Consider the following 23,671-nt stretch of genomic DNA (forward strand, 5'->3'; position numbering starts at 1 on the left):
GAAAGGGGCAAGCGCCCCATACGGTTTATTTTGATTCGTTGAACAGTTCACGACCAATCAACATACGGCGAATTTCCGACGTCCCGGCGCCAATTTCATACAGTTTCGCATCACGTAACAAGCGACCGGTAGGGTATTCATTGATGTAGCCGTTACCGCCCAGCAGCTGAATAGCATCCAGTGCCATCTTGGTCGCAAGCTCAGCAGAATACAGAATAGCACCGGCTGCATCTTTACGGGTGGTTTCACCGCGGTCACAGGCTTTGGCAACGGTATAAACATAAGCGCGAGCAGCATTCATCTGTGTATACATGTCGGCGACTTTACCTTGTACCAGTTGGAACTGACCAATTGACTGACCGAACTGTGTACGCTCATGAATGTAAGGTACAACCGCATCCATACAGGCCTGCATGATGCCCAGCGGACCACCAGACAGCACCAGACGTTCATAGTCCAGTCCACTCATCAGCACACGTACGCCGCCGCCAACTTGGCCAAGCACATTCTCTGCAGGCACTTCACAGTCTTCAAACACCAGCTCACAGGTATTGGAAGAGCGCATTCCCAGCTTGTCGAGTTTTTGCGCCTGGCTAAACCCTGGCATACCGCGTTCGATGATAAACGCAGTGATCCCTTTTGAGCCGGCGTTAACGTCAGTTTTGGCATAGACCACATAGGTGTTGGCGTCAGGCCCGTTGGTGATCCACATCTTATTGCCGTTCAGAATGTAGGTATCACCGCGCTTTTCGGCGCGCAGTTTCATGCTGACAACATCTGAACCGGCGTTAGGCTCACTCATGGCCAGTGCACCAATATGCTCGCCGCTGACCAGCTTGGGCAGATATTTCTCTTTCTGTGCTTCTGAGCCATTGATATAAATCTGGTTCACACACAGATTTGAATGGGCACCATAGCTCAGGCCAATACCGGCAGAGGCGCGGCTGATTTCTTCCATGGCGATAGTGTGGGCAAGATAGCCCATATCCGAGCCACCGTATTGCTCGGACACTGTCACACCCAATAAACCCATTTCGCCCATTTTTGGCCACAGCTCATTAGGGAAACTGTTGTCCTGGTCGGCTTTTTCCGCCAGCGGTGCGACTTCACCCTGAGCAAAGTTGTAGACATGCTCGCGCAGCATATCGATTTCTTCGCCAAGTCCAAAATTTAAAGTAGGGTAGGGTACGTTCATGCAAGTTTACCTCGTTTTAATTCAGCTAATTCGTCCTGACAACGCGCTTCAACTTCATCCAGCTCGCTGAGCAACATCTTGATGTCATCTAACTGTTGATGAAGTATGGCACGCTTCTGTTCGGTCAGTTGCAGCATGGTTTCCAATTGTGCTGCGGAATTTGGATTACTGTCGTACAGCTCAAATAATGTCTTTACTTCGGCCAGAGAAAATCCCAGGCGCTTGCCGCGCAGGACCAGCTTGAGACGAACTTTGTCCTTGATGTGATAAAGCCGGGTCTGGCCGACACGTTCAGGTTCGATCAATCCCTGCTCCTCGTAAAAACGAATAGAGCGGGGCGTGATATCGAATTCTTTGGCTAATTCCCCAATGCTGTATGTATGGTTCGTCATGGTGTAATGCTAATTTTCCGATCGTCGGTAACGTTTTAACTCAAGTTAACGTTTACGTAAAGAGCAACTAACAGTACAGTAATAAAAGCGCAACAGCGGGTCAATGAAGTGGTCTGCTTTGCGATGCCTAGAACCAAAGTATTGTGTTCATAATCGTGTACGAGACGTAGCATTTGATGTCATTAAACGTCGTCTGTGCACAGCCATGTTGGGAGTCACAGTACCGTTTGGCTGAATAATTTTTGTGGAGAAATCAATGAGTAACGAATCAGTAGTGATTGTCGCAGCAAAGCGTACGCCAATGGGCGGATTTATGGGTAGCCTGTCGGCACTTAGCGCCACTGATCTGGGTGCTGAGGCAATAAAGGCTGCCACTGATGGTATCGATCAACAGCTTATCGACGAAGTCATCATGGGCTGCGTGTTACCAGCCGGTCTTGGTCAATCTCCAGCACGACAGGCGTCATTAAAAGCAGGTCTGCCGTTGTCCGCCGGTGTGACCACAATCAACAAAGTGTGTGGTTCTGGCATGAAAGCAGTCATGCTCGCCAATGACTTGATAAAAGCGGGCTCTGCAGAGATTGTCGTAGCAGGTGGTATGGAGAGCATGAGTAATGCGCCTTATCTGCTTCCGAAAGCCCGTGGCGGCTATAGAATGGGCCACGGTCAGGTGCAGGATCACATGATGCTTGATGGCCTCGAAAACGCCTATGACGGGCAAGCGATGGGCTGCTTTGCACAGGCAACCGCTGATGAAGAGAGAATTACCCGGGAGCAAATGGACGAGTTCGCGCTGAGCTCATTGACAAAAGCGTCAGCCGCTATTGAGATTGGTGCCTTTGATGACGAAATCGTTCCCGTTACTATTGCGTCCCGAAAAAGCGATATCACCGTCACGGTAGACGAAGGCCCCGGCAACGCCCGTCCGGAAAAGATCCCGTCGCTGCGTCCCGCGTTCAAAAAGGATGGCACCGTTACAGCTGCCAATTCCAGCTCTATTTCAGACGGTGCTGCCAGTCTGCTGGTCATGAGTGAGTCGAAAGCCACTGAGTTAGGTTTAGCGCCTCTTGCTCGTGTCGTGTCCCATGCAACCCATTCAATTAAACCAGAGGACTTCACAGTGGCACCGGTTGACGCCATTGAAAAAGCGCTGGCTAAAGCGGGTTGGCAAAAAGATGATGTTGATTTATTCGAAATCAACGAAGCCTTTGCCATGGTCACCATGCTGGCTATCAGCAAGCTGGGTCTGGATGCAGACAAAGTCAACGTAAAAGGTGGAGCCTGTGCGCTGGGGCATCCGATTGGTGCATCGGGTGCGCGTATTATCGTCACCTTGATTCATGCGCTGAAGCAGCGTGGCCTTAAGAAAGGTTTGGCTGCGCTGTGTATTGGCGGTGGCGAAGCGACGGCGTTGACCCTCGAAGTCATTTAGTTACGCTGTCGATTTAATCATCAAAAGGACACTTTCGGGTGTCCTTTTTAGTTTGAATGACCGTACACTAATTAACATTAGTAATTCATCAGGTGATATGAGCATGCCAAATAAGCTCTACGTATCCTTATTTGCCCTTTTAACATTATTTTTTACGGGTAATGTGCGGTCTGAGCTTCCCAATAATGTCAGCTACAGTGCAGTTACCGAGCTGGACTTTCAGGCGCCGGACGCGACACTACAATACGGTGAGGATGGGTTACAGATCGCGCTGCTTTGGCGAGCCAAGGGAGAGCCTGCTGAAGCACTTGTGGTATTTGTCCACGGTGGTTGCTGGCTGAATTCCTATGATATAGCGCACAGCAGAGCCATGACGACTGCACTGGCACAATCAGGGTATGACGTTTTATCTATTGAGTACCGGCGAACAGGTGATGAGGGCGGCGGCTGGCCCGGCAGTTTGCAGGATATCCGTTCAGCATTAACGCAGTTCTTACATGACCAGCCGGTCGCACCATCAGCACAGGGCGTTATATTGACAGGCCATTCTGCGGGCGGACATTTGGCGTTGCTGGCAGCTGCTGACGATGCTCCCTATATGGATAAAATAACTACTGTCGTGGGGCTAGCCGCGATTACCGATTTACCTGCCTATGCACAAGGAACTAACGGCTGTCAGAGAGCGACTGTGGATTTTATGCAGGGTGATCCACAACAAAAAGCTGATGAATATCAGGCCGCTGATCCGCGACAGGCAAAGATATCAGCGCCCATCATTCTGTTGCATGGCGGTAAAGACGGCATCGTGCCTGAAGCACAGGGCAGTTGGCCGGGTATTCCGACACAATGGGTCGATGAAGCCGGACATTTCGACTGGCTGCATCCAGATACCTCAGCTTTTTCGACCTTACTAAACACTTTGAATTCAATTTCTGCAGGCGGCCATGTTAACCAGAAATGATGCACTTCAGCGCGATGATAATGATCCGCTAAAACACAAACGCAATGACTTTTCACTGCCAGACAACACAATCTATCTGGACGGCAACTCGTTGGGCCCCTTACCGAAACGGGTTGAACAGCGCTGTCTTGATGTCGTAACAAAACAGTGGGGGCAGGACCTTATCACCAGTTGGAATGTACATGACTGGATTGGTTTGCCTTTGAAAGTTGGCGAGAAAATCGCACCTCTCATCGGCGCGGCGCCTGGTCAGGTAATATGCTGCGACTCGATTTCTGTGAACCTGTTTAAGTTACTCAGTGCAGCACTAAAAATGGCTCCGGGGCGCACTAAAATTGTGTCAGAGACCAGCAACTTCCCGACCGATCTCTACATGGTGCAGGGGCTGACCGAACAGTTGGGCGAACAACATTGTCAGTTACATCAGGTAGAGCGACACCAACTTGCTGATGCAATCGACACAGACACGGCCGTGGTCATGCTGACTCAGGTCGATTTTCGCAGCGGCCATATGCTTGATATGCAAAAGATCACACAGGCTGCACACGAGGTAGGCGCGCTGGTTATCTGGGATCTGGCGCACTCAGCGGGGGCTGTGCCTGTTGATCTAGATGGCTGTAACGCTGACTTTGCGGTTGGCTGCGGCTACAAGTATTTAAATGGCGGGCCTGGCGCACCGGCATTCGTATACGTTGCGACGCGCCATCAGGCGAGCTTACGACAGCCGCTAAGTGGCTGGATGGGGCATGCCAGTCCTTTCGCCTTTGACACTGCGTATGAAGCTGCTCCGGGTATTGAAAAGATGCTATGTGGCACACCATCAATTCTGTCGATGAGTGCGCTTGATGAAGCGTTAGATGTATTCCGTGATGTCACCATGCAACAGCTACGCGCGAAATCCGTGGCACTGACAGAATATTGTCTGGCGCTGATGCAGCAACAAGGCCTTCTGCAGCATCTTAAACTTGTGTCACCTGAGCAATCAAGCGACAGGGGCAGTCAACTGGCATTTGCGCACGCGCACGGCTATGCTATCTGTCAGGCACTCATTGCACGCGGTATTATTGCTGATTTCAGAGCGCCGGATATCTTAAGGATTGGGTTTGCACCACTGTACAATCGTTATGTCGACGTATTTGATTTGGTGGATGCGCTGGCTGCTATTATCAATAGCGAGACTTATCTGGATGACGGTTTCCAGCGCAGACACAAGGTTACCTGACAAGCACGTTGAAATCAGGCGCGTAGCGTGGAAGACAGTATCGGAGCAGGCGCCTGAGCTGTGAAGGTATCTCGTTGTGCATCAATCTCACGGCTCAAGGTTCGAAGTCTTTTTTGATTGGCATCTGTTAATGACTGCTGCTGTAACTGCGCTAACAGGTCGAGCGTGCGCACACTTTTATGCAACGCAGATTTACAGTCAACCAAACACTGCAACAGGTTGATTTGAAACGCAGGCTCGTCTTTAGACAAAATGTATGCCTGATAAAAATACTCGATGGCTTCGCCTGCCAAATGCTGGTCGTACAATGCCATACCCTGACTGTTAAACTTCAGAGAGCGTTGGCGTTTATTACCAAGGCGCCTTTCACTCTGTTCAATCGCCAACTCGCACAACGCCAGTTCGTTTACATCGTCCAGCGTTTGCTGCTTACGCTCGCAGTATTGCAGGGCTTCCGAGGCCTTGTGCTCCTTACCCACACCCTGCCACGCTTTAACTGCATCGATCAGGGTACCAATTTCGGTGTGGGTAAAATCTTCCATGCCTTTTTTGGCAAGAATTCGGGTGGCATTTTCCAAATCCCCTTCGAGTATTGCAGCAATGCTATACATGTAATCCATGCTCTGATGAACGAGAGGATCATCATAGCGTCTGCCAGCACTGCTGATAAGTGAGCGGGCAGTGCTCAAGTCGGTTCCGCGTTCACTGTCTTCTTTATGTTCAGCGGCCGCAAGGTGGCATCGAGCCAACTCCATACTGATTTTTGAAAAACGTTCGGTGATGCTGCGGTTACTTTCACGATAACGCTGCAACAGATCGATCGCTGCGTCCATTTTATGCTGAATTTGCAAAATGCTGGCTTTCAGTCTGGTTGCTGACAGTGATAACTCGCTGTCTTTTATCTGTTCAAAATAATGCTCTGCAGAACCATAGTGGTGCTGTTGCAAAGCAATACGGGCCAGCCACTCACAGGCTTTTGCATTGGTCAGATGCTGGCCAAGCATTTCCTGTAACATCGCTTCGCTTTGTTCGATTTCACCGGCCTGGAACAGGCTCTGGATAAGCCCCCAGCGTGCCCAGATGATATTTTCAGAATGCTTTAACACGCTTCGATACAGCTCGGATGCTTCATTGTAGCGCTGTAGCTTGAGCAGTAATCTGCCGCGCAACTTAATCAAGTCATTACGCAGACGTCGATTGTCTTTGTTACGCAGCACGTCATCTACTTTGTGAATGGCATCGGCATAACGTTTCTGGTCCATCATACGCAAAGCCGGCAGAATGACATCGCGCACATTGAGGCAGTGATGAATGGTGCGTTGCAGGTTGCCAATGGTGTAAGGCTTGAGGACAAGGGCGTCGGGATGGACATCAACAATTTGACTTACCACCATAGGCAAACGGTCTGAGGTGATAAAAATGATGCTTGTAGAGGGGGTTAGCAGGCCGCGCTGTTGCATCTCCTGTACGACTTCAACGCCGTTGTAGTGTTGACCCAGGTGAAAGTCGATAAGCAACAGATCGGCACGGCGTTGAGACAAACCACTGCGCAGTTCACGCCCCTGAGAATAACTTTCAATATCTGAAAAACCCATACGCACAAGGTGGTTGCGTAAATGCATACGCGCCATGCCATTATCTTCTACCACCGCCACCCGTAATGTCTGTTTATTCATTTTTCCATACCAGGCTCTCTCACTTAGCAGAATAGCAAGCAATCGGTCGTACACCTAGTGATCGCATTCGACTTAAGGTATGTATTTTTATCCGTCACATTTTATTTACAAGCAACTACCTTAACTGCTTGAGGGTGACGTTTACGTCAAGGTAAGATAGCGGTACTGTTACGCGAAAATTTTTAAACCACATTTTATTATCGAGGTGTCTATGCAATCTGTTCCTATTCTCATTAACGGTGAGTTTATTTCCTCCAAGTCCACCGCCATGATTGACGTCACCAATCCTGCTACCAATGAAGTGATTGCACAAGCCCCCTGTGTGACAGACGATGAGCTGGAGCAGGCAGTCGCCACTGCCAAAGAAGCGTTTAAAACCTGGAGTAAAGTGCCAGTACCAGAGCGCGCTCGTGTCATGATGCGCTATCAGCAATTATTGAAAGAACATCACGACGAAATCGCCACGCTGCTTGCGTCTGAGACGGGTAAAACGTTCGCCGATGCAAAAGGTGACGTGTGGCGCGGTATTGAAGTGGTTGAACAAGCAATGAACGCACCTGCACTGATGATGGGTGAAACTGTTGAAAATGTGGCACGTAATATAGACACCTACAGCTACATTCAGCCACTCGGCGTATGCGTTGGTATCACACCGTTTAACTTTCCGGCCATGATCCCATTGTGGATGTTCCCAATGGCAGTTGTGTGCGGTAACACGTTTGTTCTTAAGCCTTCTGAGCAGGATCCGCTGACCCCAATGCGTCTTGCAGAGCTGTTTATTGAAGCCGGTGCGCCGAAGGGCGTATTGAATGTGATTCACGGCGGTAAAGATCAAGTGAACGCGCTGCTTAATCACGAAGACGTAAAAGCCGTATCATTTGTTGGTTCAGTACCCGTAGGCCAACACATCTATAAGACTGCGACGGATAACATGAAGCGTGCGCAGTGCTTCGCCGGTGCAAAGAATCACTCAGTGATCATGCCTGATGCCAACAAAGCGCAGGTGCTCAGCAACCTGGTCGGCTCTTCGGTAGGTGCAGCAGGACAGCGTTGTATGGCAATTTCTGTGGCGGTATTCGTAGGTGATAGCAAGGAATGGATTGAAGAGCTCAGAGACATGATGGCGAAAGTGCGTCCGGGTCTGTGGGACGACGAAAGTGCAGGATACGGCCCGCTAATCAGCCCACAGGCTAAGGCCCGTGTGCTCAGCCTGATTGAGCAAGGTAAGAAAGAAGGCGCGACCTGTATGCTGGATGGGTCTGATTTCACCTTGCCGGGCTATGAATCTGGCAACTGGGTAGGGCCGACGTTGTTCACTGACGTCACGCCAGAGATGGAAATCTATCAGCAGGAGATTTTTGGTCCGGTCCTGTGCGCAATCTGTGTTGATACGTTGGAAGAGGCTATCGAGCTGGTAAACAACAACCCTTATGGTAATGGTACGTCGATTTTCACCGCCAACGGCGCGGCTGCGCGCAAATACCAGAGCGAAGTAGAAGTGGGTCAGGTCGGTATCAATGTGCCGATTCCTGTGCCGCTGCCGTTCTTCTCATTCACCGGCTGGAAAAACAGCTTCTACGGTGATCTGCATGCGTATGGCAAGCAGGCAATCCGTTTCTACACCGAAACAAAAACCATCACCGCTCGCTGGTTTGAGGATGATATTCCTACCGGTCCGAATATGACCATTAACCTGCGCTAATTGTGCATACGCTGGAATCAAACAGGAGCAGTAATGAACTTTGAAATGACTGAAGATCAGATTGCCTTTGCAGATACAGCAAAGCAATTTGCTGAGCAGGCAATGGCGCCATTCGCGGCACAATGGGATCGCGAGCATATCTGGCCAGCAGAGGTGTTTCGTCAGGCTGGAGAATTAGGTTTCTGTGGCTTATACACGCCAGAGTCAGAGGGCGGATTGGGTTTATCTAGACTTGATTCATCTATCATTTTTGAGCAGCTGGCAATGGGCTGCACAACCACAACCGCTATGCTCACCATTCACAACATGGCGACGTGGATGATTGCGACCTGGGGAACTGAAGCAGCGCGCGCTGCGTGGTGTCCGCAATTGGTGACGGGCGAAAAACTGGCATCTTATTGCCTTACCGAGCCAGGCTCAGGTTCAGACGCGGCGGCAATGAAAACCAGTGCTGTGCGTGAAGGTGACAGCTACCGCTTAAACGGCTCAAAAATGTTTATATCCGGCGCGGGTGAAACCGACGTGATGGTAGTGATGGCTCGCACTGGTGGGCCTGGTCCAAAAGGCGTATCGGCCTTTATCGTGCCCGCTGATGCGAAGGGCATCACTTATGGCAAAGCCGAAGAGAAAATGGGCTGGAATGCTCAGCCTACGCGCTTGGTCAGCTTCGACGATGTCGTTATTCCCGCTGAGAACTTACTTGATCAGGAAGGCAATGGCTTTACGCTGGCCATGAAAGGGCTGGATGGTGGACGTATTAATATTGCTACGTGTTCAGTTGGTACGGCACAGCAGGCATTGAACACGGCCAAAGCCTATATGCAGGAACGTGAGCAGTTTGGCAAACCATTGGCTTCATTTCAGGCCCTGCAGTTCAAACTGGCCGACATGGCCACTGAACTGGTTGCTGCTCGCCAGATGGTGCGTCTGGCCGCTGCTAAGTTGGATAATGACGATGCCGAGAAAACCGTGTATTGCGCGATGGCGAAACGTTTTGCCACTGACGTGGGTTTTAACGTGTGTAATGAAGCGCTGCAAATCCACGGTGGTTATGGGTATATCAAAGAATATCCGTTGGAGCGGCACGTTCGCGATGTGCGAGTGCATCAGATCCTCGAAGGGACCAACGAAATTATGCGCGTGATCATTGGTCGCCGTCTGTTGGCGGAGCATGTAAACGACGTTTTATAAGGGGCGTGTATGTCTGATCCAGTACTTTTTACCGAGGTTACCGCGCAACAAGGCAAACGCATTGGTATCGCAACCCTGAATAAGCCACAGGCGCTGAACGCGCTTGGTCTGGATATGGTTGAGTTACTGTTGCCTCAGCTACGGATGTGGCAGGACGACCCGGATATTGCCTGCGTGATGCTCGACAGTGAGGGGCCAAAGGCATTTTGTGCGGGCGGTGATATTGTCGCCATGTACCGAGCCATGCAAGAGCAACCAGGCCAGATCCCAGATTTTCTGCACAATTTCTTCGTTGAAGAATATCGTTTAGATCATCTTATTCACACTTACAGTAAGCCTTTTATTGTGTGGGGTAATGGCATTGTGATGGGCGGTGGTATGGGCCTGATGAATGGTGCCAGCCACCGTATTGTCACAGCGACCTCGCGACTGGCGATGCCTGAGATTAGTATCGGTTTATACCCTGACGTTGGTGGTAGCTATTTCCTTAATCGCATGCCGGGCAAAACCGGGCTTTTCTTAGGCCTGACAGGCGCCAGCATTAATGCCAGTGACGCGATTTATCTTAGGTTGGCCGATCATTTCATTCCACACGAAGAGAAAGAGCGTTTTATTGAGAGCCTGCAGGCGCTGGTATGGGATGAAGATGCGAACCAGTCTTTGAATGATTTATGCCGCTGCTTCCACGAAGAACATCATGGACAAATGCCAACACACAACGTTGAGAATCACCTTGATGTGATAAACAGCGTATGTGCTGCGGATAATCTAACCGATGTAGTCGACGCCATTGTTAATATGGATTGTGGTGAGGACAAATGGCTATCGAGAGCGAAAGCAACCCTGGAGGCAGGCTCACCCATTACAGCACATATTGTATGGCAGCAGTTGCATCGCGCTAATTCACTGTCGCTTGCGGACTGTTTCCGGATGGAAGCGGATATTTCGTGTCGCTGTGGTGAGTTTGGCGAATTTCAGGAAGGTGTGCGTGCTTTATTGATTGATAAGGACAACAATCCTGCGTGGCGTTTTTCCAGCGTAGATGAGGTGCCTGCAGATATTGTTGAGTTTTTCTTTTCATCGCCCTGGTCACAAGATGATCACCCACTGGCAAATTTAGGAGAGTAACACATGACCCAGGTCGCGTTTATTGGCTTAGGTAACATGGGTGGACCGATGGCCGAGAACCTTCTCAAAGCAGGTTTTAACGTCACTGTGTTTGACTTGGTCGCAGAGAGTGTCGACAAACTTAAGCAAGCTGGTGCCAGCGCCGCAGAAAGTGCACAGGCAGCGGTGATGGGGGCCGATATTGTGGTGTCCATGTTACCGGCTAGCAAGCACGTGAAATCATTGTACGTTGATGCTAGCGGTGTGTGTGACAGTTTACAGTCTGACGCACTGATCATTGACTCAAGTACCATTGACGCGCAGAGCGCCAAAGACGTGGCGGCACACCTTACTGCCAAGGGCTTCAACTTTATTGATGCACCGGTATCTGGCGGCGTAGGCGGTGCTAAAGCCGGCACGTTGACGTTCATCGTTGGTGGTGAAGCCAGTGACGTCGAACGTGCCCGGCCTGTGCTCAGCGCCATGGGGAAAAACATTTTTCACGCAGGTGCACACGGAGCAGGGCAAACGGCCAAAATCTGCAACAACATGCTACTCGCCGTGTTGATGGCGGGCACCAGTGAAGCCTTGCAAATGGCGATTAATAATGGTCTGGATCCAAAAGTGATGTCAGATATTATGCTACAGAGCTCTGGGCGCAACTGGTGTCTGGAGTTATACAACCCGTGCCCCGGTGTGATGGATAATGTGCCATCTTCAAATGACTATCAGGGCGGGTTTATGGTTGATTTGATGAGAAAAGATCTCGGATTGGCGCTGGACTCTGCGTTAAACAGCCAGTCAAATACGCCCATGGCGGCTGTAGCGAACAGCTTGTATAGCATTCATTCAGCGCAGGGCAATGGTCAAAAAGACTTCTCCAGCCTGTTTGAATTATTCAGTGCAAAAAAATAGTCAGGACACGCCGGCGCTATGCCGGCGTTTTTCAATGTGGAGCCTATGAAAAAAGCCCTTTTTCTGGACAGAGATGGCGTAATCAATGTAGATCATGGATACGTCAGTCAGCCTGAGCAGATTGACTTTGTACAAGGCATCTTTGCACTGTGCCAACGTTTTAAACAGCAGGGCTTTGAAATTATTGTTGTCACTAATCAGTCAGGGATTGGCAGAGGCTACTATACAGAGCGCGAATTCTTGCAACTGATGCAGTGGATGAGAACGCAATTTGCACAGCAGGGATGCGCAATTGACGCCGTTTATTTTTGTCCCCATCATCCCACTCGCGCTACAGGCCAATACTTGCAAACTTGTACTTGTCGTAAGCCAGCACCTGGAATGTTTCTGCAAGCGCAGCAGGAGCATCAGCTTGATATGACTAACAGCCTCATGATCGGCGATAAAGCAAGTGATATGCAGGCGGCAAATCAGGCAGGGGTAGGGCGCAGAATCTTACTTAGTGGCGGTGATGTGTCGGGCGAGCATACCGAGCAGTACTCTTCGCTTGATTCGATTGAGGCTTAGGGAAGTTATTTTTTAATTTAGACTCAGAGTCTTATTGAGACTGTCCATTAAAAAGCGCTTTTTTATTGGTTGATGCTGCCAAAATCTTAGTTGGATAATCGAGCGCAAAACACAACATGCTTTGAATATCTCAACATCTACAAGCCGTGATGTCGATACCGTGTCGATAAGTCTCTTGTATGTTTCAGGTTCTTCAGTCAAAAACAACAACATATGAGCCAGACAATGTTCAATTTCAAACTGAGATGCTCTCAAACCGTCCCAGTCAATAATGGCTATCTGGTGATTATTTACACGAAGTAAGTTAGCTGCTCGAAAATCTTCATTACTTATAATGAAAGGACGGCTATCCTCTATTTCATAAAGCGGAGTCATTGCGTTTTCAATACAGTGAATATCACTTCTTTTAATCGTCTCAGACTTAACGAGTGAACCTATTGATTTACGCAGGTCTTTGTGAATTTCTTTTTGTTGATAAAACCTCAAACCCAAAGGTATTAGGAAGTCGACTGGTATTGACTTTAACTCATTTAAGAGCGGGAAAAGGGTGTCGAGCAATAATGAATCATCTTGAGTCTTTATCTGAGAGCCTTGAACCCAAGTCATCCATACCGCTGGTCCGGCAATCGTATCAGGCTGCACTCGCACTATGTCAGGTAAAACAATGTGTCGCCACTGATGTTCGGCATAACTTTTAATTGAGGGCAAGATGTCGCAATGTGCTACGAAAGGGTAGGTCACGCCGTTTCCGCTCTTGACGAAGAATTTTACGGCATATTTCTGTCCGTTTAGGATAACGGAAAAAATGGCACGGTTATTCTTGTGTGACAAGCGCTTTATGTGTTGTGCGCCTTCACACAGCAGGTGCGTTATGCAATCAGATTCTGATATGTCAGACATGTTGAGTGCGTTTGATTATCTCTCGCCGACCAAATTCATTATCGGCAAACGTTCACCGTCAAATGTCTTTATGACGAGTTTTGCATCACCCAATTGACCAGAGCGAATAAAATTACAGCTACGACAGGTTTTAGGCAATGTGCCACCATTGAATGTTGATCGTAACCGTTGATACCCCGAACCACTCCATATATCCTCAAAACTCTGCTCTTTCAATGTGCCTAAATCATCAACGAATCGAGATTGACCACAGGGCTTAAGGTTGCCATCTACTAACACCATGCATCGGTCATACATCAACTTACAATGGCCTTCGACGTCGGTGGTAGGATGAAGGTTGTGATAAGTTGGCTTGTGGCCTTCTACAGCTTTAGCTTTGCCACCTTGTTCAGGCAGAAGTGGCGGTATCTTTACGGATACGCCAATTTTTTTGCCCAGAATAACTGACTCTTTGAGAAGTCTATTCATTCGTTCTGGCTCCCTGGTTGGGTCATTCTCATCAGTCCAGGGTAAATCATGAAATGGTACAAGCCAGGCAGCCTGAACTTCTTGTGCACCATGTTTTTTGGCAAGCCTAACAAGGTCAGGTAATTCGTGAGCATTACATCGCATGATGACGAAACCAATAATTAACTTAAAGTCTTCATGCCTGTATTTGTTTAGCAGCTCAAGCGCTTTAATGACTTTGCCGTAGTCTGCTCGTTTTCTTACATATTCAAACACTTCCTTACTTGCTCCATCCATAGATACGGTTAATGTGGAGAAATTAAGACCAATCAATTTGGCGAGTTTTTCGTTAATCAAAGTGGCATTGGTTACCGTATTTAGTTTTACGTCATACTTTTGGAACGTCCGAATTATTTTTTCGATGTGAGGGTTCAAAAAGGGTTCTCCTCCCCCGTGCATTTTTGTATCAGTTACGAAAGGTAAGATATCCTCTAGGCGCCGCATAACTTCCATGTCTAGATGTTGAATTTTGCGTGTCCGTCCGGGCCTTACAATAGAACACATCTGACATCTCAGATTACAAGAGGTAGTCATCTCGACATGCAGCAGCTTGGGATAATTATTGATTCGAGTGTGGCCTTTCCTGAAACTCCTGCGCATATGGTATCTATTTCGAAGTTTTAGGCGATGTAACTCTCCTCTACTCCTAAAAAACCAGACGCCGATTTTTTTTACTGTGCGGAAACGATTTTGAAATATAAGGCTATCTATTAAGTAATCGGAAGGTCCAGCTCTAAAAGCATGAATATGGCGCTTTACGTCAAACATCTTTGAATGCATGACGTAAATATTCCTTTTTATTAATTGCAATAGCAGTAGCGGGAATTTCTGGTAGTTAAGCAGGGAATAATTAAAGAAATTGATAATTGGCCGCAGTGGTCGAATACTTTTCCAAATTAAGGTTCTTATTTTCTTTGGTAGAATGACTCTCGCTGTTGAAAATACTAGTTCTTTCGCTTTAGAGTTTTCGTTCATAGTAAAAAGTATACATCCTAGTTGTATTATTCTTTTTCTCAATATCCAGTCTTAGCTAAACCCAAGCAAAAAGTTGAAGAATTTTTGATTTAAAGAACGCTTAGAAAGTCTATTCAGTAGCTTGTATATAATTGAGCTAAAGTGATCAGCAGAATGTTAATTAAAGACTATTAACCCCGTAAAGTGTAACTCAAATTGCATTAGTGTTATTTTTACTGGGTTTTTCGGAGACTTACAAAAGCCTGAACGTAGTAACTAAGATTATTTGTCTTCTGTTTTCTACTGTCGTTGTTCTAGTGATGGTGTTTTTTACCATTTCTGCTTTGTGACGGTGTGAATGTAAGCCATTATTTGCGTGCCAACAGCTGTTCCAACATCGCTTCAATATTTTTCACACTGGTGAGAAGAGGATCCTGAGTATCCACTTGTTCACTTTTTGGAGCGGCTTTTTCACTAATTTTGTCTTTTTGTGCCAGTACGCGCTCCCGGAATGCTTCGGCATTAATAATGCCGATAACATTTACCAGTGCGCCTTCGCCTGACTGACCAGCGGTTTCGAAATTTAAACGATACAAGCCGAAATAGCGCATTAATGGTCCCTGGACCATACTGATATCGGTGATTTTTTCCAGTGGTACCGATTTTTCGACTCTAACGAACACACCTTTTTTAACTGAAAGCTTGCGCTCAAAAAGTTCCACGCTCAGTGCGGCCAGATACTTACGTGTGCCAATCATCACTAATGGGATAATTAGAGGTAGCAGCACAAGTGTTATAACACCAAACATGCAGATGATTACAGCCAGCGCGAGCCAGTAATTCAAGACCTTACTGTCTATGTCTGCACGTAGAATTGCTTCGTTACTCATTTCTATAATCCCTTATTGTGTGACGCTTATTCTGTGCGTGAGAAGCGGCTCAGGTGCTTGATGGCCTGCGTTAACAAACTGGTATTTAAGGCATCGGCACTGCGCTCTCCATCAGCGATGGAATAAATCTCATGGTTACCATTGCTGGTGACTTCAGTGCGTAGCCCATTATGCAGCACAATTACTTTGTCGTCCTTTGTACTCACCAGCCACTGGCGTCGAGGTTTGAGGAGATTTTGTCCGGTACTGTAAAAGTCAGTATTGGCGGTACATCCCAATAGACCAAGCAGCGTAGGACTAAAATCTTCGAAGCTGGAATAACCGGGCTGCACATCCAGATTGGTTAACAGCGCACGACCACCGTCCTGTTGATATGCGCTGATGAGCAAACTTTGATGCAACAGTGCGTCTGCACGCGCCGTGTTTAACAATGAAGTAAGCTGTTCTGCTGTGACAAAGCCGATCGCCAGTCCTGCATTTTCATCTGTTGCGCGAGCGGTAAATGCCGCCCAGTCAACAGAATAGGGAGTAATACCGGCATGATTCACGTCCTCTGGAAGGTATACCGATACTGGCAGCCCTAGCTGACTGGGCAAATCCAGCAGCACTGGCTTATTCGAGGACAGTGAAGAAACATAGAGTTCCGGTAAGCCGAACAGTGTGCTTAACACCATAGCAGTGTGATTTTCAGTGAATCCAAAATGGGTCTCAGACTGACGAAGATCAAAGTCGTTAATCATCGCTGGTGTGTCATCAACTTGTATCAACAACAGCGCCTTGGCTTGATTATTGATTGTGCAATACACTGGCTGGGAGGGATAGTTAATGCCACTAATGCGTCGGTCAAACTGCAGCTGTTTGCGGGTCTGATAATTTTCGATATCCAGAAGGCCATAGCGCGACATCGTGGTTTTCGCCGTGGCAGGGTAAGACAACGGAAACATATTGTCCTGTTTGATAATTGGCTGATATAGACGCGCATCAGCCCACACGTGTATCGCATGACTACTAACAAAACACAGTACGAAAAAGCTGGTGACCTGAGTACCAATTTTAATCTTTTGTAAACGTTCAATGCGCTTCCAGATGGCGTTGCCGATAATCAGTTGGAACAACAGCCAGACTACAAAAAGCATCAGTAAAAAGCCCCACTGCTGCCATCCAAACTCAGCGATGCGGGTTTGCGCTTCACTGCGCAGTAAGTCGGCAGAACTAAAACTGATATGTAAACCGGTTCGGTTGAATAACAACGCATCAAACGCAAGCAGGGCAAGACCTACCGCTGCAACGGCGCTGCCAAAGGCGCGTACGGCCCTCTCATTGGGCAATAAATAACACACCGGTAATATAAAGATGACAAAGCCAAAAAAGGTCAGAAAGCTATTATGTCCAAGCCAGTTGGTGATCATATAAAACGACCCAACGGGGGTACCTGGCAAGGGCGAGGAAAACATATAGATAGACGTGATCACCAGCGCAATAATGATATTGACCAGTGCAAACCAGTGGCCCCAGCTGACCAGTTTGGTGACCCGCCTTCTGCGTGGGGTTTCAGTGAGTATCATCGTGTTTATTTTTTCTCGTTATTGATACTTTTCAACAGCACTTGTGTAAACTGTTCGGCCATTTGAGCACGGTGCGCCGGCGCTACCTGTTGCTCGAAAATGCTTGATATCACGTTGCCAAGCACCATTAAAGATAAGTCTCTGTCCGCGTTGTTTTTTTCAATTGCAACAATGATGTCGTGCATTAACGCGTCGAACTGTTGGTCAGAATACTTCGATTGTTGTGGCATACAAGGTGATCCTGTCAATGTATGTCGCGATAGTAGCAACGGGCGTACCAAATTGCGAGAGCTCTGCAAGAGTCTGATAAAGAACAACAAACCACAAGTGAGGTCAAAATAATAACGCATGAGTGCAGTCATTCATCATTTTGTTGTACATCAGCTGGCGCTGAACGATAAAAACGAATTAGCCGTCGTCCCCAGGCAGCGCTGCTTCGATGTTACGCCTGATATCGAAACCCTGGCTACCCAGATCAACAGCGCCTTTAATCAAAAGCCGGGCAAAGGGGTTGGCAGCTTTGTCAGCGCCAGTGACGAGAGTGAGGGAGCAAGTGATCCTGCCGCCTTTTCGCAATTACTTGATGGCGCCTTGGACAGTGATGAGCACTTCGCGCTTTTTAGTATCAAAGCAACCCAGTTATTAAAACAGACGTTGCTCGAGCAAGGTATGGTTGAGACCGGGTTCGTGGTATTCAGCCATTATGAGTTCCTGGCCACCAAATATCTGTTGATTGCGCTGCTGAACACGCGCCAGCATGTGGAAATTAATCAGCAATTGGAGCTGAATGTCAGCGACCATCTGGATGTGGCAAAAATGCAGCTTGCCGTGCGTATCGATCTGACGCAGCTAGAGGTTGAACCCCAGCACCAGCGTTACATCTCCTTTATTAAGGGGCGTATGGGACGCAAAGTATCGGACTTTTTCATGCAGTTTATTGGTTGTGAAGAGCTGGTAGATGTGAAACAACAGAATAAACAGCTGATCCAGTCGGTTGACGAGTATCTGGCTGTTGAGCAACTTGATCCTCAGGAAAAGCACACTTACCGCAAAGAAGTCACCGACTATTACAAGGAAAAGCTGGAAAGCGGCGATGATATTTCTGTTAAGGAACTGTCTGGCAGACTCCCGTCTTCGGAGCCTCAACGAGACTTTTATGCGTTCAGCCAACAATCTGACACACCTATCGAGGCGCAATTTCAAGCTGACCGTGCAGCGCTGAAGAGCCTCTCGAAATTCAGCGGGCAGGGCGGCGGTATTAGTCTGAGTTTTGACCGGGTGCTACTGGGAGACAGAATCACCTATAATGCCGATACGGACACCCTTACGATTACTGGCTTGCCGCCAAATTTGCGTGACCAGTTGAGTAAAAAAACGCGTAATGACTGATGATATGATGAATAAACCAAGCAACGGAGCCAGCGCCTGATATGCAGCTTTTTGTAAATGATCTGACGGTGATGGATTTCTCTTATTTATGTCCTAAGCGCGGGATGGTCGGGGAAAGCTGGATAGTCGATGTGATCCTAGGTGGTGCGCTCAATGAAGAGAGCATGGTGCAGGATTTCGGTATTGTGAAAAAAAGTCTCAAAGCGCTGATTGACGATTATATTGACCACAAACTTCTGATCCCCGTTGAGCATGCCTATGCCAGGGTGACCCATGATCCGGTCACTGAACAGGTCCAGGTTGATTTTTCACGTCCGGACAACAAAGGCATACACCTTTGGTGTCCGGCCGAAGCCTATGCCTTCATTTACGCTGACGAAGTGACCATGCAGTCGGTCAGCGACTACCTTAGAGACGTTATTGCCACCCATCTGCCTGAAAATGTGCAGGACATCACACTGAATCTGCGCACTGAGCACATAGAAACACCGTTTTATCATTACACCCATGGTTTAAAAAAGCATGATGGCAATTGCCAGCGGATCGCTCATGGTCATCGTTCGAAGATCACCATCATCGAAGATAACCAACCATCAATGAAGTGGCAGCAATATTGGGCGCAGCGCTGGCAGGATATTTACATTGGCTCAAGCGAAGACCTGGTCGCATCTGAAAGCCTGCAAATGCAGTTACCCGATAATGACCTGACTGAGCATTTCGCATTTAGCTACGAAGCATCGCAGGGCGAGTTTGAGCTGCTGATTCCTAAGTCTGAATGCGAAATTATAGACACCGATTCAACAGTCGAGTGTCTAGCAGAATACATATTGAGTGAGCAAAAGAAGCAGGTTGCCGATGCACACTTTAGCGTCGTTGCGTTTGAAGGTGTGGGCAAGGGAGCGATGGTGAATGGTTAGAGTCTGGATCTTATGTTTATTGCTACTCAGCGGGCTGTCACAAGCGCTCGAGCTGAACGGTGAATTGACGCAGGGCAGTTTGCTTCGCGGCAAGTTACAGCCAGGCTCACAGGTTTGGCTAAACGACAATGCGTTGCAGATATCCGACAATGGCTGGTTCGTGTTTGGCTTTGGCCGAGATGCATCGTTAACTCACACTATTAGCTGGCAGTTGCCCGAAGACGATGAACGACAAACGCGAGAAATTGAGCTGTCAGAAAGAGAGTATGATATCCAGTTTATTGAAGGGCTTGAACCGAATATGGTCACACCTCCAGAGGAGGTGCTGGCACGTATCAGACAGGATAATGCGCAGGTTGCCCAAGCCAGACGTACGAATGACCAAAGAGAGGATTTTACGTCTGATTTTATCTGGCCAGCCGACGGTCCGATTAGCGGTGTGTACGGCAGCCAGAGGGTACTTAATGGCGAGCCAAGAAGACCTCATTTTGGCGTAGATGTCGCCGGTCCGACAGGCACACCGGTTTATGCCCCCGCTGATGGGGTGGTGACTCTGTGGGTACCGGATATGTATTATTCTGGTGGGACGATGATCATTGACCACGGGCTAGGCGTTTCTTCGACGTTCTTACACCTCTCCAAAGGCCATGTTGAGCAGGGACAATCAGTAACTCAGGGGCAGTTAGTGGCTGAAATCGGTGCCACTGGCCGGGCCACAGGTCCTCATCTTGACTGGCGTATTAACTGGTTTAATGAGCGCTTAGATCCTGCGCTACTTGTCCCGCCAAGAGATTAAGTCGTTTAAAATGAGAGTGCTGTACATGACTCGCATGCTGCTTTTATTTTTGCTAATCAGTCATTTTACGTGGGCGAATGACAAGACGCTTAGCGTAGCACTTAACGTTGGGGCGCCATGGGCTTACTACCAGCAAGATAAAGGCGTGGTAGGCATAGATGTTGATATCATTAAGCAAGTATTAAACGGGTTAGGGTACCAGCCGGAATTCTACTTGTTGACTTATCAGCGACTGATTAAAGACTTCAATCAGGGCAAGTACGATATAGCGAGTCCTGCAGCGTTTGACACGAACGAAGGACATCGCACACAAACTTATTTACCGTTTCAGGATGTTGCCGTCACACTGGCAAATCGAGAGTTGAGTATTAATGAGTACAGTGACCTGGCCGGTAAAATTATCGTTGCTTACGAACATGCGCGTGCGGTGCTGGGCGAGACGTTTACTGCTGCTGTAACAGGCGAACGTTACACCGAAATTGCTGAGCGAGAGATTCAACTCAAGTTGCTGGCGGATAATAAAACCGACGTTGTGATCGGAGAAAGGTTGTTGTTGACAACGATTATGAAAAACCTTTATCCACAACTGGAATTAGCAGTGCATCCCATTTTTGAGAAAAAATCCTATGGTGCCATCGTAAGAGACAAAACGTTGCAGCAGCAGTTTGACGAGAGACTGGCGACCATGCGTGCAGACGGCTCGCTGACCGCGATACTGGAAAGGTGGAATGCTACACAAGATTGAGCAAGCCACAGAGCTACATCAGCACAGGTTTAAATACTATGACCTGGTGATGGTGGCGACCTGCGTTATCATTGTTTGCTCCAACATTATTGGCGCGGGTAAAGTGGCGACCGTGGCGGGCTTTACCTTTGGCGCGGGGATCTTGTTTTTTCCTCTTTCGTATGTGCTTGGTGACGTATTGACCGAAGTATATGGCTACGCACGCGCACGACGGGTTATCTGGGCAGGGTTTTTCTGTGCCGCCTTTGCCGCAGGCATGGCCGCTTTTATCACCGCTATTCCGCCTGCCGACAGTTGGAATGTGGCAGTGGGTGATACCAACATGCAAGAAGTGTTTGCACTGAATTTTGGTCAGGCACCACGGATTGTATTTGCATCTCTGGTGGCGATTTGGGCAGGTGAAATCGTCAATGCGTTTGTGATGGCCAAAATGAAAGTGGCGTCGGGTGGTCGAGCGCTTTATCAACGCACCATTGGTTCAACCATTGCGGGCCAGGGTGTAGATACCCTGATTTTTTATCCGCTGGCCTTCTATGGCGTATGGTCCAACGAGCTTCTGGTGACAGTGATGGCGACCAACTATGTATTAAAGGTGTTATGGGAGGCCTTGTTGACTCCGGTTACCTACAAAGTGGTCAACCATCTCAAAAAAGTCGAACAGGTAGATGTGTTCGACAAGCAAACTGAGTTCACGCCCTTTACGATCAAATATTAATCCTGATTTTACTGCTGCGGTGTCAGCCAGCGCTGTGCCTTTTGCTGGTCTTGAATCGACAGGTATACCGTATCCTGAACCGCGGGCGAAACGATCATATTGAGGTGTTTTACGCGGCCTTGTCGCAGCACAAGCAAGCTTACTGATTGGTTTTCAGGTAGGCGCTGTAGTACGTCGTAAAGATTGGTAGCCGTTACTTGCCAGTCATCAATGGCGATGAGCAAATCACCTATCATTGCGCCCGCTGTGGCGATGGGACTATTTTCAATAATCTGATTCAGCACGACGCCGGTTTCCTTGCCGCTAAATATTGCGCCAAAATCTCTGTTGAACACTTTTTCGCTGGCTTTACCGCCTTTATCAGATGCGCTGTTTCTTGCCCTCAAATGGTGGCGTATGCCAACATGTTCTAAGAGGTCACCGATAGGCACATCTTCGCTGCCGTATACCGCAGTTTGGATATAACCGTCGACGTTCACGCCCAGTAACTCAGCACACAGAGTATTAATGACATCATCGGAGGTGCCGATGTTGTGCTGACCATATCGCTCCCATAGCATGCGCATAATGGTATCCAGACTGTATACATGGTTACTTTGCTGGCGTATTAGCAGGTCAAGACCTAATGCGACAATCGCACCTTTAGTGTAGTAACTCACGATGTTATTGATTGCACTGGCATCTTGTTTGTAAAACTTGGTCCAGGCATCAAAGCTGGATTCCGCTATTGATTGCTTAAATCTGCCTTGGTTGCGCAGCACGCGCGTCAGATTTTGCCCTAGTAGTTCCAGATATTTATCTGCGCTAATGACGCCGCATCGCACCAGACTCAAGTCATCATAGTAGCTAGTGAAACCTTCATATATCCACAACTGTGGGGTGTAGACTTCTTGTTGCAAGTTCGCATGTTGCAGTGCGCTGGGTCGGATGCGTTTAACGTGCCAGGTATGAAAAAACTCATGGCTACACAAGCCAAGAAAACTGGCATAGCCATCTGTCATTTCATTTACATGTTGTGGACCGGGTAACTCCAGTCGTGGAAACATCAGTGCCGTGGAGCTGCGATGTTCAAGACCGCCATATCCATTGTCACTGAGCAGTGTCATAAACAGATAGCGATCGATATCCGGCTTACTGCCAAAAAACGTCAGGTGATGTTCGCAAATCGTTTTCACATCTAGTGTGATCCTCCCCACATCCGCCTGGTGACCTCCGCAGAAAATTAACTCAAAATCTATACCGTCAATATGAAAGGCGTGCTGTTTGGCGTCGGTGAACAATACGGGGTGGTCGATAAGTTCATCATAATCAGCAGCCGTGTACTCGACAAAATCGTACGAGGCGCTCGCAGCTTGCTCGCACAAAGTGGTAAACACGTGCCATGAGTCAGGACAACAACCACGTGCAAACCTGACCTTACAGGGCTCGTGCTGCAAACCTTCGACATGCAAAAACATACTGGTACCGTTGAAAAAACAATAGTCGTCACACAGGTATGCACTGCGAACAGATAAATCAAACGCATAAACCTGATAGGTAACGGTGAGTGGACTGTGGTGGGGTGCAATTTGCCAGGTTTGCTTATCGGTCTTTTTCCATTCAACGCGGTGACCGTCGCTATCAGTAACCGTAAAGGTGATGATATGACGGGCAAAATCTCTGATCATATAGCTGCCTGGTATCCAGGCGGGAAGACTAAGGGTGTGACCCTGTTTTTCAGATACAGGCAGCGCAAGTCTGACCTCAACAAGGTGCTCAGCTATGGAAACAGGGGTAACAGAATAGTGAATTGTCTCGGTCATAGTCATGTATTTGTTTTCTTTTTGATCAAGTATACGGAAAGGTGTTGTATTTTCGATCCGACTTGCATGAAAATTGCGTAATATTCATGGTCTTATACTAGTATTAAAGGGACTCATCGTGTTGATATGCA

22 protein-coding genes are annotated in these 23,671 nt (G+C 48.1%); 13 read left to right on the forward strand and 9 right to left on the reverse strand.

Annotation, left to right across the window (positions count from 1 at the left end; translation table 11 throughout):
• Positions 1-25: 25 nt before the first annotated feature.
• Together G441_RS0101530 and G441_RS0101535 are read right to left on the reverse strand one after the other, a co-directional pair.
• Positions 26-1,195 (reverse strand): isovaleryl-CoA dehydrogenase, encoded by a 1,170-nt coding sequence (locus tag G441_RS0101530; protein ID WP_026374719.1) that lies wholly within the window; start codon positions 1,193-1,195, stop codon positions 26-28.
• Positions 1,192-1,587, reverse strand: coding sequence for a MerR family transcriptional regulator (locus tag G441_RS0101535; protein ID WP_026374720.1), 396 nt, complete (start codon positions 1,585-1,587; stop codon positions 1,192-1,194). Before G441_RS0101535 ends, G441_RS0101530 begins: the two co-directional genes overlap by 4 nt.
• Positions 1,588-1,843: 256 nt before the next feature.
• Here G441_RS0101535 and G441_RS0101540 point away from each other — a divergent pair, with 256 nt between their 5' ends.
• The 3 genes from G441_RS0101540 to kynU all read left to right on the forward strand — a co-directional run bounded on the left by G441_RS0101540 (position 1,844) and on the right by kynU (position 5,202).
• Positions 1,844-3,019 (forward strand): thiolase family protein, encoded by a 1,176-nt coding sequence (locus G441_RS0101540; protein ID WP_026374721.1) that lies wholly within the window; start codon positions 1,844-1,846, stop codon positions 3,017-3,019.
• Positions 3,020-3,122: 103 nt separating this feature from the next.
• Entirely contained in the window at positions 3,123-3,980 is an 858-nt protein-coding gene (locus G441_RS0101545; protein ID WP_026374722.1) for an alpha/beta hydrolase family protein, read from the forward strand.
• Positions 3,964-5,202, forward strand: coding sequence for a kynureninase (gene kynU, locus G441_RS0101550; RefSeq protein ID WP_026374723.1), 1,239 nt, complete (start codon positions 3,964-3,966; stop codon positions 5,200-5,202). Before G441_RS0101545 ends, kynU begins: the two co-directional genes overlap by 17 nt.
• A 14-nt stretch (positions 5,203-5,216) precedes the next feature.
• Here the strand turns inward: kynU and G441_RS17640 are convergent, their stop codons facing one another.
• Positions 5,217-6,932, reverse strand: coding sequence for a response regulator (locus G441_RS17640; RefSeq protein WP_156896245.1), 1,716 nt, complete (start codon positions 6,930-6,932; stop codon positions 5,217-5,219).
• 157 nt (positions 6,933-7,089) lie between these two features.
• Between G441_RS17640 and G441_RS0101560 the strand changes: the two genes are divergently transcribed.
• The 5 genes from G441_RS0101560 to gmhB are packed head-to-tail and all read left to right on the forward strand — an operon-like array spanning position 7,090 to position 12,360.
• Positions 7,090-8,580, forward strand: a complete 1,491-nt coding sequence (locus G441_RS0101560; protein ID WP_026374724.1) for a CoA-acylating methylmalonate-semialdehyde dehydrogenase — start codon at positions 7,090-7,092, stop codon at positions 8,578-8,580.
• A gap of 33 nt (positions 8,581-8,613) precedes the next feature.
• Positions 8,614-9,771: an acyl-CoA dehydrogenase family protein gene (locus G441_RS0101565; RefSeq protein ID WP_026374725.1), complete on the forward strand. Its 1,158-nt coding sequence runs from the start codon at positions 8,614-8,616 to the stop codon at positions 9,769-9,771.
• A 9-nt stretch (positions 9,772-9,780) separates the two neighbouring features.
• A complete protein-coding gene (locus tag G441_RS0101570) occupies positions 9,781-10,899 on the forward strand; it encodes an enoyl-CoA hydratase/isomerase family protein (RefSeq protein ID WP_026374726.1) in 1,119 nt (372 codons plus the stop codon).
• Positions 10,900-10,902: 3 nt separating this feature from the next.
• Entirely contained in the window at positions 10,903-11,793 is an 891-nt protein-coding gene (mmsB, locus tag G441_RS0101575) for a 3-hydroxyisobutyrate dehydrogenase (RefSeq protein ID WP_026374727.1), read from the forward strand.
• 45 nt (positions 11,794-11,838) lie between these two features.
• Positions 11,839-12,360 carry a D-glycero-beta-D-manno-heptose 1,7-bisphosphate 7-phosphatase gene (gene gmhB, locus G441_RS0101580; RefSeq protein ID WP_034474309.1) on the forward strand — a complete coding sequence of 174 codons (522 nt, stop codon included), beginning with the start codon at positions 11,839-11,841 and terminating at the stop codon, positions 12,358-12,360.
• A gap of 12 nt (positions 12,361-12,372) precedes the next feature.
• Here the strand turns inward: gmhB and G441_RS0101585 are convergent, their stop codons facing one another.
• The 5 genes from G441_RS0101585 to G441_RS0101605 all read right to left on the reverse strand — a co-directional run bounded on the left by G441_RS0101585 (position 12,373) and on the right by G441_RS0101605 (position 17,406).
• Complete coding sequence (locus tag G441_RS0101585) at positions 12,373-13,260, reverse strand: phosphotransferase (protein WP_026374729.1); 888 nt, start codon at positions 13,258-13,260, stop codon at positions 12,373-12,375.
• Between the two features lie 15 nt (positions 13,261-13,275).
• The gene (locus G441_RS0101590; protein ID WP_026374730.1) at positions 13,276-14,742 is read right to left on the reverse strand and encodes a radical SAM protein; all 1,467 of its coding nucleotides are present in this window, start codon (positions 14,740-14,742) and stop codon (positions 13,276-13,278) included.
• 347 nt (positions 14,743-15,089) lie between these two features.
• Positions 15,090-15,611, reverse strand: a complete 522-nt coding sequence (locus G441_RS0101595; protein WP_026374731.1) for a PH domain-containing protein — start codon at positions 15,609-15,611, stop codon at positions 15,090-15,092.
• A gap of 26 nt (positions 15,612-15,637) precedes the next feature.
• The gene (locus tag G441_RS0101600) at positions 15,638-17,176 is read right to left on the reverse strand and encodes a DUF3413 domain-containing protein (protein ID WP_026374732.1); all 1,539 of its coding nucleotides are present in this window, start codon (positions 17,174-17,176) and stop codon (positions 15,638-15,640) included.
• A gap of 5 nt (positions 17,177-17,181) precedes the next feature.
• Positions 17,182-17,406, reverse strand: a complete 225-nt coding sequence (locus tag G441_RS0101605; RefSeq protein ID WP_026374733.1) for a YejL family protein — start codon at positions 17,404-17,406, stop codon at positions 17,182-17,184.
• A 118-nt stretch (positions 17,407-17,524) separates the two neighbouring features.
• On the opposite strand from G441_RS0101605, the gene yejK reads away from it, so the two are divergent.
• The 5 genes from yejK to G441_RS0101630 are packed head-to-tail and all read left to right on the forward strand — an operon-like array spanning position 17,525 to position 21,738.
• Positions 17,525-18,565, forward strand: coding sequence for a nucleoid-associated protein YejK (yejK, locus tag G441_RS0101610; protein WP_026374734.1), 1,041 nt, complete (start codon positions 17,525-17,527; stop codon positions 18,563-18,565).
• 41 nt (positions 18,566-18,606) lie between these two features.
• The gene (locus tag G441_RS0101615) at positions 18,607-19,482 is read left to right on the forward strand and encodes a 6-carboxytetrahydropterin synthase (RefSeq protein ID WP_026374735.1); all 876 of its coding nucleotides are present in this window, start codon (positions 18,607-18,609) and stop codon (positions 19,480-19,482) included.
• Positions 19,475-20,278, forward strand: coding sequence for a M23 family metallopeptidase (locus tag G441_RS0101620; RefSeq protein WP_026374736.1), 804 nt, complete (start codon positions 19,475-19,477; stop codon positions 20,276-20,278). The genes G441_RS0101615 and G441_RS0101620 overlap by 8 nt, the downstream gene beginning before the upstream one ends.
• A 25-nt stretch (positions 20,279-20,303) precedes the next feature.
• Complete coding sequence (locus tag G441_RS0101625; RefSeq protein WP_034474103.1) at positions 20,304-21,023, forward strand: transporter substrate-binding domain-containing protein; 720 nt, start codon at positions 20,304-20,306, stop codon at positions 21,021-21,023.
• Positions 21,007-21,738: a queuosine precursor transporter gene (locus G441_RS0101630; RefSeq protein WP_034474104.1), complete on the forward strand. Its 732-nt coding sequence runs from the start codon at positions 21,007-21,009 to the stop codon at positions 21,736-21,738. Before G441_RS0101625 ends, G441_RS0101630 begins: the two co-directional genes overlap by 17 nt.
• Before the next feature lie 8 nt (positions 21,739-21,746).
• Here the strand turns inward: G441_RS0101630 and G441_RS0101635 are convergent, their stop codons facing one another.
• On the reverse strand, positions 21,747-23,540 hold the full coding sequence (locus tag G441_RS0101635; RefSeq protein WP_026374739.1) for a M61 family metallopeptidase: 1,794 nt from the start codon (positions 23,538-23,540) through the stop codon (positions 21,747-21,749).
• Positions 23,541-23,671 lie beyond the last annotated feature (131 nt).

It is taken from the genome of Aestuariibacter salexigens DSM 15300 (genome assembly GCF_000429145.1).
Lineage (GTDB): Bacteria > Pseudomonadota > Gammaproteobacteria > Enterobacterales > Alteromonadaceae > Aestuariibacter > Aestuariibacter salexigens.

Coding starts and splice junctions, on each gene's coding strand:
- G441_RS0101615 (WP_026374735.1), top strand. CDS start 18,607: ATGCAGCTTTTTGTAAATGATCTGACGGTGATGGATTTCTCTTATTTA.
- gmhB (WP_034474309.1), top strand. CDS start 11,839: ATGAAAAAAGCCCTTTTTCTGGACAGAGATGGCGTAATCAATGTAGAT.
- mmsB (WP_026374727.1), top strand. CDS start 10,903: ATGACCCAGGTCGCGTTTATTGGCTTAGGTAACATGGGTGGACCGATG.
- G441_RS0101620 (WP_026374736.1), top strand. CDS start 19,475: ATGGTTAGAGTCTGGATCTTATGTTTATTGCTACTCAGCGGGCTGTCA.
- kynU (WP_026374723.1), top strand. CDS start 3,964: ATGTTAACCAGAAATGATGCACTTCAGCGCGATGATAATGATCCGCTA.
- G441_RS0101565 (WP_026374725.1), top strand. CDS start 8,614: ATGAACTTTGAAATGACTGAAGATCAGATTGCCTTTGCAGATACAGCA.
- G441_RS0101630 (WP_034474104.1), top strand. CDS start 21,007: ATGCTACACAAGATTGAGCAAGCCACAGAGCTACATCAGCACAGGTTT.
- G441_RS0101625 (WP_034474103.1), top strand. CDS start 20,304: ATGACTCGCATGCTGCTTTTATTTTTGCTAATCAGTCATTTTACGTGG.
- G441_RS0101590 (WP_026374730.1), bottom strand. CDS start 14,742: ATGAACGAAAACTCTAAAGCGAAAGAACTAGTATTTTCAACAGCGAGA.
- G441_RS0101530 (WP_026374719.1), bottom strand. CDS start 1,195: ATGAACGTACCCTACCCTACTTTAAATTTTGGACTTGGCGAAGAAATC.
- G441_RS0101535 (WP_026374720.1), bottom strand. CDS start 1,587: ATGACGAACCATACATACAGCATTGGGGAATTAGCCAAAGAATTCGAT.
- G441_RS0101560 (WP_026374724.1), top strand. CDS start 7,090: ATGCAATCTGTTCCTATTCTCATTAACGGTGAGTTTATTTCCTCCAAG.
- G441_RS0101585 (WP_026374729.1), bottom strand. CDS start 13,260: ATGTCTGACATATCAGAATCTGATTGCATAACGCACCTGCTGTGTGAA.
- G441_RS0101540 (WP_026374721.1), top strand. CDS start 1,844: ATGAGTAACGAATCAGTAGTGATTGTCGCAGCAAAGCGTACGCCAATG.
- yejK (WP_026374734.1), top strand. CDS start 17,525: ATGAGTGCAGTCATTCATCATTTTGTTGTACATCAGCTGGCGCTGAAC.
- G441_RS0101570 (WP_026374726.1), top strand. CDS start 9,781: ATGTCTGATCCAGTACTTTTTACCGAGGTTACCGCGCAACAAGGCAAA.
- G441_RS0101605 (WP_026374733.1), bottom strand. CDS start 17,406: ATGCCACAACAATCGAAGTATTCTGACCAACAGTTCGACGCGTTAATG.
- G441_RS0101595 (WP_026374731.1), bottom strand. CDS start 15,611: ATGAGTAACGAAGCAATTCTACGTGCAGACATAGACAGTAAGGTCTTG.
- G441_RS0101635 (WP_026374739.1), bottom strand. CDS start 23,540: ATGACCGAGACAATTCACTATTCTGTTACCCCTGTTTCCATAGCTGAG.
- G441_RS0101545 (WP_026374722.1), top strand. CDS start 3,123: ATGCCAAATAAGCTCTACGTATCCTTATTTGCCCTTTTAACATTATTT.
- G441_RS0101600 (WP_026374732.1), bottom strand. CDS start 17,176: ATGATACTCACTGAAACCCCACGCAGAAGGCGGGTCACCAAACTGGTC.